The organism is Bacillus sp. ISL-47, assembly GCF_018613175.1.
GTDB lineage: Bacteria > Bacillota > Bacilli > Bacillales > Cytobacillaceae > Cytobacillus.
The window spans coordinates 1-5,926 of the sequence record NZ_JAGGQS010000067.1 but is presented as its reverse complement, the minus strand read 5'-3'; the positions used below and the strand labels follow the sequence as shown (position 1 = coordinate 5,926).

At 42.8% G+C, this 5,926-nt stretch carries 3 protein-coding genes, 16 tRNA genes and 1 rRNA gene; all 20 read right to left on the bottom strand.

What is annotated here, in order from left to right:
- Positions 1–142: 142 nt before the first annotated feature.
- The gene (locus tag J7I93_RS21250) at positions 143–1,429 is read right to left on the bottom strand and encodes an ABC transporter substrate-binding protein (protein ID WP_214728276.1); all 1,287 of its coding nucleotides are present in this window, start codon (positions 1,427–1,429) and stop codon (positions 143–145) included.
- A 72-nt stretch (positions 1,430–1,501) separates the two neighbouring features.
- Positions 1,502–2,329, bottom strand: a complete 828-nt coding sequence (locus J7I93_RS21245) for a carbohydrate ABC transporter permease (RefSeq protein ID WP_214728274.1) — start codon at positions 2,327–2,329, stop codon at positions 1,502–1,504.
- Positions 2,329–3,270, bottom strand: coding sequence for a carbohydrate ABC transporter permease (locus tag J7I93_RS21240; RefSeq protein ID WP_214728272.1), 942 nt, complete (start codon positions 3,268–3,270; stop codon positions 2,329–2,331). Before J7I93_RS21240 ends, J7I93_RS21245 begins: the two co-directional genes overlap by 1 nt.
- A 625-nt stretch (positions 3,271–3,895) precedes the next feature.
- Positions 3,896–3,977, bottom strand: a tRNA-Leu gene (locus tag J7I93_RS21235).
- A gap of 23 nt (positions 3,978–4,000) precedes the next feature.
- Positions 4,001–4,089: transfer RNA gene (locus J7I93_RS21230), tRNA-Leu, on the bottom strand.
- 29 nt (positions 4,090–4,118) lie between these two features.
- A tRNA-Cys gene (locus J7I93_RS21225) sits at positions 4,119–4,192 on the bottom strand.
- Positions 4,193–4,211: 19 nt separating this feature from the next.
- Positions 4,212–4,286, bottom strand: a tRNA-Gly gene (locus J7I93_RS21220).
- 4 nt (positions 4,287–4,290) lie between these two features.
- A tRNA-Gln gene (locus J7I93_RS21215) sits at positions 4,291–4,365 on the bottom strand.
- Between the two features lie 59 nt (positions 4,366–4,424).
- Positions 4,425–4,500: transfer RNA gene (locus J7I93_RS21210), tRNA-His, on the bottom strand.
- Between the two features lie 11 nt (positions 4,501–4,511).
- A tRNA-Trp gene (locus J7I93_RS21205) sits at positions 4,512–4,585 on the bottom strand.
- Positions 4,586–4,592: 7 nt separating this feature from the next.
- Positions 4,593–4,676: transfer RNA gene (locus tag J7I93_RS21200), tRNA-Tyr, on the bottom strand.
- 43 nt (positions 4,677–4,719) lie between these two features.
- A tRNA-Thr gene (locus J7I93_RS21195) sits at positions 4,720–4,795 on the bottom strand.
- A 9-nt stretch (positions 4,796–4,804) separates the two neighbouring features.
- Positions 4,805–4,877, bottom strand: a tRNA-Phe gene (locus J7I93_RS21190).
- Between the two features lie 12 nt (positions 4,878–4,889).
- Positions 4,890–4,966: transfer RNA gene (locus tag J7I93_RS21185), tRNA-Asp, on the bottom strand.
- Positions 4,967–4,969: 3 nt separating this feature from the next.
- Positions 4,970–5,043 (bottom strand) — tRNA-Met (locus J7I93_RS21180).
- Between the two features lie 149 nt (positions 5,044–5,192).
- A tRNA-Val gene (locus J7I93_RS21175) sits at positions 5,193–5,268 on the bottom strand.
- A gap of 4 nt (positions 5,269–5,272) precedes the next feature.
- Positions 5,273–5,347, bottom strand: a tRNA-Glu gene (locus J7I93_RS21170).
- Positions 5,348–5,363: 16 nt separating this feature from the next.
- Positions 5,364–5,454: transfer RNA gene (locus J7I93_RS21165), tRNA-Ser, on the bottom strand.
- Positions 5,455–5,457: 3 nt separating this feature from the next.
- Positions 5,458–5,532 (bottom strand) — tRNA-Asn (locus J7I93_RS21160).
- Between the two features lie 19 nt (positions 5,533–5,551).
- A 5S ribosomal RNA gene (gene rrf / locus J7I93_RS21155) occupies positions 5,552–5,668 on the bottom strand.
- Positions 5,669–5,926: the final 258 nt, after the last annotated feature.

Below are 5,926 nucleotides of genomic sequence, written 5' to 3'. Positions count from 1 at the left end.
AGGACTTTGAATAAGCTTCCTCGAATTTACACCGCACGAAGGAAATGCGAATGCATTTTCGAGGATCTCGTGCCTTCCGCTCCACAACAGGGTGCTAAAAAACAACATTAACCTTTAACAGAGCTTTTTTATTAAAACCAAATTATTTCAGGTTATCCCATGAAGCCTGGAACCTCTCCAGAACAGTATCATAATCAATTTTACCTGCAGCATATTCCTGGATGGTTGCGGCAAACTCTTTGTTCGCTCCATCCGGCCATCTGAACCAAGTCCAAGGAATCGTTTTATCCTCCTTCGAATATTCAAGAATGGATTGGCCAAGTGGTCCTAAACCGTTAGGCTCAATATTTTCGAAGGCAGGAATGAACGCAAATTCTTCTGTGATATAACGTTTTCCTGTTTCAGATGATACCATCCAATCGAGGAATAGTTTTGCTTCTTCAAGGTGCTCTGAATTTTTATTAAGTACCCAGTTATTAGGAACTCCAACAGGCAAACGGTCCGTTGCTGCTTCATCATCGCTTAATGAAATCGGCAGGAAGCCCATATTAATATCAGGATTAATTTCAGTAATCATATTCTCTGTCCAGTTTCCTTGCTGCAGCATTGCCGTTTTACCTGAAGCAAATAATGTAACTTGCGTATTGTAATCAGTAGTTAATGGGTTGTCATTTCCGAAGTTGATTTCTGTATCCATTACTTCTTTAAATTCTTTAAATTTGTCATTGCCCGTAATCTTTTCAGATCCGCTATATAAACCTTCGATATAAGCAACCGGATCTTCCTGCTGTGCAAATGGAATATTTAATAAGTGCTGCCCGATTACCCACCATTCTCCATAGCCGGCAGAGAAAGGCGTAATCCCTTTATCTTCTAGTTTCTTAGCTGCATCCTTAAGCTCGGAAATCGTGTTAGGAGGCTCTTTAATTCCCGCTTCTTCAAATAAATCTTTATTATAAATAAATCCATAACCTTCAAGGTTTACCGGCATACCGTAAAGCTTGCCATCTGTATCTGTCATTGGCACTTTTCCGATTGGAAGTACATGCTCTGCCCATGGCTCATTTGAAAGATCAGCAAGGTGTTCTTTCCATAGCTCCAGCTCTTTAAATCCGCCATTGTTAAAAATATCAGGATGTTCACCCGAAGCAAATTTCGCTTTTAAAGCGGCACTATAGTCTGCTCCACCGCCAACTGTCTCAAGCTTAACTTTAATATTTGGATGTTCTTTTTCAAACTCAGTAATCATTTCCTGAAGCTGTTCGGCAATTTCAACTTTAAATTGGAACATATTCAGTGTTACAACCTCATCCTCATTTTTTGAATCACCCTTTGGCTTTTCGTCCCCTGAAGAGCTTGAAGAAGAACAGCCTGCAATAATGCCTGCCGCCAAAATCAATGACAGCAATAGAAAAGCAAAGCGCTTCATATTTGTTTCCCCCCTGAATAATTTTTATATAAATTTTTACCGATTCGTGTTTAGCGGCAAAAATCTCTATAACTACTTAATAGACCCCTGTGCAATGCCCTTAATAATATGCCTTTGCAGAAATAAGAAGAAAATAATAACCGGTGTAATGCCCATTACAAGAGCGGCCAGACCCATATCCCACTGCTTCGTGTATTGTGCAAAGAATGAGCTCGTTGCCAATGGGATCGTGCGAAGTTCTGCATCCTGCAGCACAAGCAGCGGCAATAAGTAATCATTCCAAATCCACAATGTATTTAAAATCACGACTGTTACCGTAATTGGCTTTAAGAGCGGAAAAACAATCCTCCAAAAAACACCAAATTGGCTGCAGCCGTCAATCCTTGCTGATTCTTCAATTTCAATAGGAACTGTTTTTATAAATCCATGATAAAGAAATAAAGATAACGGGACACCAAAGCCAAAATACATAATGATTAATCCCGGAATACTATTTGTCAGATTTAATGCACCGCCCAGCTTCATCAGCGGAATCATAACCGTCTGAAACGGAATGACCATCGCAGATACAAAGAAGACAAACAAAATTTTACTAAGCTTCCCTGGTGTCCGAACCATCTTCCAGGCAGCCATTGAACTAATGACAACAAGACCGATATTGCTGACTACCGTTATTATAAGCGAATTCCAAAAGGCACGCGGGAAATTAATAATATCCCATACCTTCACATAATTTGAGAAAAGAAACTCTTTTGGCCAAGCCGCTGCATCGATCAAAATATCGGCAAAGCCTTTTACGGAATTAACGAGAACGAAGTAGAAAGGAATGAGGAAAATAACACCCAAAACAATTCCGATAACCTCAAGCAGAAACGTATACTTTGTGTATTTTGGGTTCATTACGCCTCAACCTCCCTCTTCTTCGTCATCATAACCTGGACAGTTGTAAAGATCGCAACAACCAGGAAGAATAGAATTGATTTCGCTGTACCCAGGCCGTACCGGTTATTTTGGAATGCTTCCTGGTAGATGTTAATCGCAACGGATTGTGTTGAATTAAATGGACCTCCGCCAGTAAGCGAAATATTCAGGTCAAATATTTTAAATGCCATCGAAATGGTTAAAAAGAAACAGATTGTAAATGCCGGTAAGATAAGCGGGATGATGATTTTGGTCAGCAGTGTCCAATTTGATGCTCCGTCTATCCTCGCTGCCTCTAAGAGATTTTGATCAACCCCCTGAAGAGCCGCAATATAAATGACCATCATATAACCGCTGATCTGCCAGGCAAACACAATCACAATTCCCCAAAAGGCAGTGGTCTCATCACCGAGCCAAGGCAGCTTAAAAATTGAAAGATCAGTAAGGTTTCCAATTGCAGTAAACCCCTTTACAAAAATAAACTGCCAAATAAAACCGAGCAATAAACCGCCAATGACATTCGGAATAAAGAAAACAGTCCGCAATAAATTCCGCGACTTCAATGCTGCATTTAATAATAAAGCCAGTCCAAATCCTATTAAATTACTAATAATAACCGAAGCAAGCATAAACTTTGTTGTAAAAATAAATGAATCAAAGAACTTGGGATCATTCTTAAAAATCTTAAGATAATTTTCAAGTCCTACCCATTCAACTGCAGAACTTACGCCATTCCAGGAAGTAAACGAATAATAAATCCCCATTGAAAAAGGAATAATTTGAATCAGAAGGAAAAATAACAACGCCGGCCCCACAAAAGCCCCATATGTTAAAATCCCCTTTAACTTCGCCTTTTTCCTGGATACTGTTCTTACCTCTGATTGAATAACTGTTTCTTCAATCTGAATCTTTGTCTCCAATCCTTTTCACCGCCCCCTCTACTCTTGCAAACGCTTTCCTACATTATATTTGAAAACGTTTGCATATATGGGTGACTCAGTTGACCAAAATGGTGCAATATTTTGACTTCTGTTTTAGATATGGGAAAAGCTCTCACCGGTGTGAGAGCTTTGTCTTGTAAATTTAGGGTGTATCTCATAAAATAAATCTGTCTTGAACAAAGGATGTGAATTATGTTTTTAAAGCCCCGTCACGATTGCCGCTCTTTCGTCCCCTTTCTTTCCTACTTTGCTGAGTAGGGTGCGGACTCGATTGAAGCCCTTTCGTTCCCTTTCTCTTCCCGTCCTCTGAATCAGGATACCTTCCTTACTTCCTATAGCAGCAACCCTTATATTAGGACTAGTATAGAATCATTTAATTTCATTGTTATTCCTTAAATAACTAAAGGGTTCCGAATCACTCAGAACCCATTCGAAGCCACCTTCCGAACTGTTCAGAATCTAATGCAAGTACATCCATTTTAATAACTTGGTAAAAACACCTCTAAAATTATCATCGATTATAGACTATCTATTTCTTCCATTATAAAAAATTAAAGAGCACAAAAAAAAAGGTTTTCCAATAAGGAAAACCTTTTTTTCATGATACCGGTGGTCGGGGTCGAACCGACACTCCAGAAGGAACACGATTTTGAGTCGTGCGCGTCTGCCAATTCCGCCACACCGGCATATTAAAATGTAGAAAATCTTGTGGTGCCGAGGACCGGAATCGAACCGGTACGGTAGTCACCTACCGCAGGATTTTAAGTCCTGTGCGTCTGCCAGTTCCGCCACCCCGGCGTATATCAGCGTTTCAAGATTTAAATTTGTGGAGGCGGCAACCGGATTCGAACCGGTGGTAAAGGTTTTGCAGACCTCTGCCTTACCACTTGGCTATGCCGCCATAAAGTTTAAAGTTCATCTGGAGCGGAAGACGGGATTCGAACCCGCGACCCCCACCTTGGCAAGGTGATGTTCTACCACTGAACTACTTCCGCAAAATGGCTGGGCTAGCAGGATTCGAACCTGCGAGTGACGGAGTCAAAGTCCGGTGCCTTACCGCTTGGCTATAGCCCATTGACAATTTTATGTTACATATATATGAGTTTGCTGCTTGTTTTATCACTTTAAAATTATGGGGCGACTGATGGGAATCGAACCCACGAGTGTCGGAGCCACAATCCGATGCGTTAACCACTTCGCCACAGCCGCCATCATAAAATTGGCAGGGGTAGTAGGAATCGAACCCACATCAAAGGTTTTGGAGACCTTCGTTTTACCATTAAACTATACCCCTATTTAAATGGTGGAGGGGGGCAGATTCGAACTGCCGAACCCGAAGGAGCGGATTTACAGTCCGCCGCGTTTAGCCACTTCGCTACCCCTCCGCAATATTTATTAACCTTATAAGTATATTACTTTATAAGAAAATGGTGCCGGCTAGAGGACTTGAACCCCCAACCTACTGATTACAAGTCAGTTGCTCTACCAATTGAGCTAAACCGGCTTATAAAGGTGGCTCAGGACGGAATCGAACCGCCGACACAAGGATTTTCAGTCCTTTGCTCTACCGACTGAGCTACTGAGCCACATTCAAAAAATGGCGGTCCGGACGGGACTCGAACCCGCGACCTCCTGCGTGACAGGCAGGCATTCTAACCAACTGAACTACCGGACCAGATTGCGGGGGCAGGATTTGAACCTGCGACCTTCGGGTTATGAGCCCGACGAGCTACCGGACTGCTCCACCCCGCGATAGTATTATTTATGTGATTTTTCTATGCTCACATCTAGCATAAGGACTGTCCCGATCTTAGGAAGCTAACTCAAGCAGCAGCTCGATCGGTACAACTCGCAGTTTATTCAGTGAAGTAACGCTTCGTTGCTCCACCCCGCGATATATATGGTGGAGGATGACGGGATCGAACCGCCGACCCTCTGCTTGTAAGGCAGATGCTCTCCCAGCTGAGCTAATCCTCCAAAATGGTGACCCCTACGGGATTCGAACCCGTGTTACCGCCGTGAAAGGGCGGTGTCTTAACCGCTTGACCAAGGGGCCAATATGAAATTTATAATGGCGGAGAGCAAGGGATTTGAACCCTTGATACGCGGTTAGCGTATACACGATTTCCAATCGTGCTCCTTCGGCCACTCGGACAGCTCTCCATATGGCTCCGCAGGTAGGATTCGAACCTACGACCGTTCGGTTAACAGCCGAATGCTCTACCACTGAGCTACTGCGGAATAGTGGTATAATGAAACAGCCCGGCAGCGTCCTACTCTCACAGGGGGACAGCCCCCAACTACCATCGGCGCTGAGAAGCTTAACTTCCGTGTTCGGTATGGGAACGGGTGTGACCTTCTCGCTATCGCCACCAGACTATTTTTTCAAAGACAAGTATTATTATACCGTCTTTTTATGATTTTTCAAGAGGAAATTTTAAATTTTTCATTCCTTCAAAACTAGATAATGCATGAAGAAGTTTGCCGAGTATCACCAATGCGTTGTCCAGCTCCGGCGGCTAGCCCCTCGAGGTCATAAGCCAATCACTTCCGGAAGGAAATTCACCTTCCTGCAGCGCTTGTCTTATGCTTATCGGGGCTGATCAAGCCGCCTCCGCTTTTCGTTTTGGTTAAG